Origin of the sequence: Paraburkholderia sp. RL18-085-BIA-A (assembly GCF_046027075.1) — a bacterium.
In the GTDB taxonomy this organism is placed as follows: Bacteria; Pseudomonadota; Gammaproteobacteria; order Burkholderiales; family Burkholderiaceae; genus Paraburkholderia.
The window spans coordinates 1-2,782 of record NZ_JARESU010000340.1; the positions used below are offsets into that span (position 1 = coordinate 1).

Consider the following 2,782-nt stretch of genomic DNA (forward strand, 5'->3'; position numbering starts at 1 on the left):
TGAGCCTTCGAAAATGGCATCAAAACAGCCATCCGCTTGCCACCGCCGAAAGGCGCGATAGATGCGCGTGTAATGGATCTCCGGACGGCCTTGGCGATCCTTCTCGATTGGCAGTTCCTTCCACTGGCAGCCCAAGTAGAGCAAACGCAAAATGTAGTTGAAAATCGCGTGCCAGCCCGGTTTCGTCGCGGGGCCGCGACGGCCCTTGCTCAGATGCGGCAAGACAAATTGCTCGAACTGCGAGGCAGTCAGTTTCGTTGGAATCCCTTGCCGCGGCTGGCGTTTCGCCATCTCGAGCACCAAAGCAACGGGATTCTAACCGGTTCGCTCGTGTCTACGAAAACCCTTTCTTGCTGCGGTTTGTAGGCAAATTCCAGCCAGCTATCGGTTGCGATCGATTAACTTGCCGATCAACGCGTGATCCGAATATTAATGCACCGCCGTCGCTGCGGGAATACGGTAATACCACGATCAGCGAAATGCGCGGACTGTCGCCGAAGAAATCGACAGGCTGAATATGGCGCGAATTGCAGTAGTCGATGCCTTCGTCGGTAATGGTCAGGATCGCCGTCGACGCCTATAACTGGGTCGGGCTGGACAGCATCGACCATGCTTGTACACGAAAGCCGGCGATACATGGCATGGCAGAGGGCTTGCGAACGTCGGCTTAATGTTTTCGCAGCGGACGGCCGCGAGCGTTGGGTTGAACGGCTGCGGTGGGTCGGCTTGTGCCTGACGCCGCCCGATCTACCTCGCACCCTCTTATCCATTCAGCATCGGGCTGAGTTCGGGCCATCTATGGTCATTGGCCCGCGCTTTCACATCGACATTCGAGAGGCGGATCCTGTTTACGGACACCGGGCCGTCGGGTCCAAAACAGGCCCGTCAAATCGTTGTCCGGACCTTCGTCCGGTCAGCGGACCACGTAGCGCTTGCCGATTGCAGAACGCACTGCCTTGACGAAAAGCGCATCGCGCCGCGAGCAGCCCGACTCCCGGAGCATTTTGCGGGACCGGGATGGCTTCAGGGAGCCGCCACACCGCTATTGGACCAAAGTCCAATTGTCTTGAAGCCTTGCAGGTGCCACTATTGATATCATCCGGAAAGATCCCAATGCGGAAGTTTGTTTCATACCGCCAGGTCGCCTTTCGAATGGAGCGCGTCTCATGAGCAAGTATCTGCGGTTTTTTCTCGTGGTTCCGCTTCTGCTGCTCACGGCGGCCTGTTCGACGCAAGAGACTTCGTCGCCTGGAGCGGGCGATCCAGAACTGGAGGCGCAAGCGCGCGCGGCGCTGCAGCAACTGTTTGACGCGGCGCCCAGAGCCAGAGACCTTCATGATCGGGCGAAGGCAGTGCTCGTGTTTCCGAACATCCTCCGGGCAGGCCTCGGGGTGGGCGCACAAGGCGGAAGAGGAGTACTGTTCGGCTCCGACGGCAAAGTCCTGGGCTACTTCAGAAACACAGGGGTTTCGTGGGGCCTGCAAGCTGGTGCGCAGACGCTCTCGGAGGCGTTGTTTCTGATGACCGACGCAGCCGCGCGCCAACCCTTCGATAGTAGTGGATGGGCCGTTGGCGTAGGCCCGACTGTTGTAGTCGTCGATGCGGGCGCAGCCAGGTCGATGAACACCACAACGCTGCAGGCTGACGTCTATGCATTTATCTTTGGTCAGCAGGGGTTGATGGCCGGGCTTGGCGTACAAGGCCAACGGATTACGAGGCTCAATCCGTGAAGTGAGCGACGGCGCCTTCGAATTGGTACTCCTCTTTTATCTGGTACGTGTGGTGTGGTTAACACCCACCACCCGGCGGCTTCCGACCGGGTTCGGGCCATGAACGGTCGGTCAACACCCAGTCATGGATCGTCGACAACCGTAAACAACCTCGCTGGTTACCATCGCAGTTGTACGTTCCTCTGGCCTCGGGCTAAAGTCGTTCGCTTTTGGACACCGTTGTAGGTCGCGGTAACCTGGTACGTACTGTCGGGCCCAGTAATAAAGCAGCGAGGGCCGTCGGCCTTAAAGGAGGCAACTTCCTCATCATTGCGCGAGAGCCTGACGTCTACACCCCCCAGGTACTTGCCACGAGAACCCGATGTGAACAGTAGCCCCCTGTCGAAATTTCCGGCCTGCGCTCGCATCGCTTGCTGTTCGTCCTGGCCTACCCCACCGCACAGATAGGTGATCTGGCCAACCGTGCGCGGTTCAAGATTTGCAGCCTGCGCAGCTTGCCATGCAGTCATGGCGATCGCGGCAATCGCCAGCGCGCAAAGACGGGGATGAGAAGCAATCAAGGCGTAAGCAACGCCAAGGTTGCCGGTGCTATGAAATTTGAGATCGCGAGTGAGCATGAGTGTCCTCATGTAGTTGGTCCCGGAGATTAAAATATATGTCAAAACTTCGTGCTCGGGCTCCCCAACCAACGGCCGCTATTGAGAAAGGCGACGGTCCCTTGTGGGTCGACAATCGCCCATTGTTCAAAGCACAAACTGAATCTCCCTTCAATCGAAAGGAGATTGTCATGAGCACTTCAACCGACACATGTCCGTCGCGGGTGGACACGACAATCCGCCCGGTTGGTTCACCGGCGGGTCGCGTCAATCGGCCTTGACGACACCGCCTACGGTACGCGCACGATGCGTCGGACCAAGGCCTCTTTGATTTATCGCCGCACGAAGAACCTGGCTCTGGTGCAAATAGAGATTTGGCGGCAGTCTGCACACCAGATCTAGCGGTGGATAGGCTGGCGGAACCCTATATATGGCCGCTCAGCAACCTCGATTTTC

At 57.9% G+C, this 2,782-nt stretch carries 3 protein-coding genes; 1 reads left to right on the plus strand and 2 read right to left on the minus strand.

The genetic code is table 11. The features are described from left to right. Positions 1 to 291 (minus strand): transposase (locus P0D89_RS52075; RefSeq protein ID WP_408370837.1); only part of this gene is annotated, 291 nt, incomplete at its 3' end. Between the two features lie 875 nt (positions 292 to 1,166). Between P0D89_RS52075 and P0D89_RS52080 the strand changes: the two genes are divergently transcribed. Beyond that, positions 1,167 to 1,730 carry a lipid-binding SYLF domain-containing protein gene (locus P0D89_RS52080; protein ID WP_408370839.1) on the plus strand — a complete coding sequence of 188 codons (564 nt, stop codon included), beginning with the start codon at positions 1,167 to 1,169 and terminating at the stop codon, positions 1,728 to 1,730. A 158-nt stretch (positions 1,731 to 1,888) separates the two neighbouring features. On the opposite strand, the gene P0D89_RS52085 is transcribed toward P0D89_RS52080, so the two are convergent. Beyond that, positions 1,889 to 2,239 (minus strand): hypothetical protein, encoded by a 351-nt coding sequence (locus P0D89_RS52085; protein ID WP_408370841.1) that lies wholly within the window; start codon positions 2,237 to 2,239, stop codon positions 1,889 to 1,891. Between the last annotated feature and the right edge of the window lie 543 nt (positions 2,240 to 2,782).

Coding starts and splice junctions, on each gene's coding strand:
- P0D89_RS52080 (WP_408370839.1), top strand. CDS start 1,167: ATGAGCAAGTATCTGCGGTTTTTTCTCGTGGTTCCGCTTCTGCTGCTC.
- P0D89_RS52085 (WP_408370841.1), bottom strand. CDS start 2,239: ATGACTGCATGGCAAGCTGCGCAGGCTGCAAATCTTGAACCGCGCACG.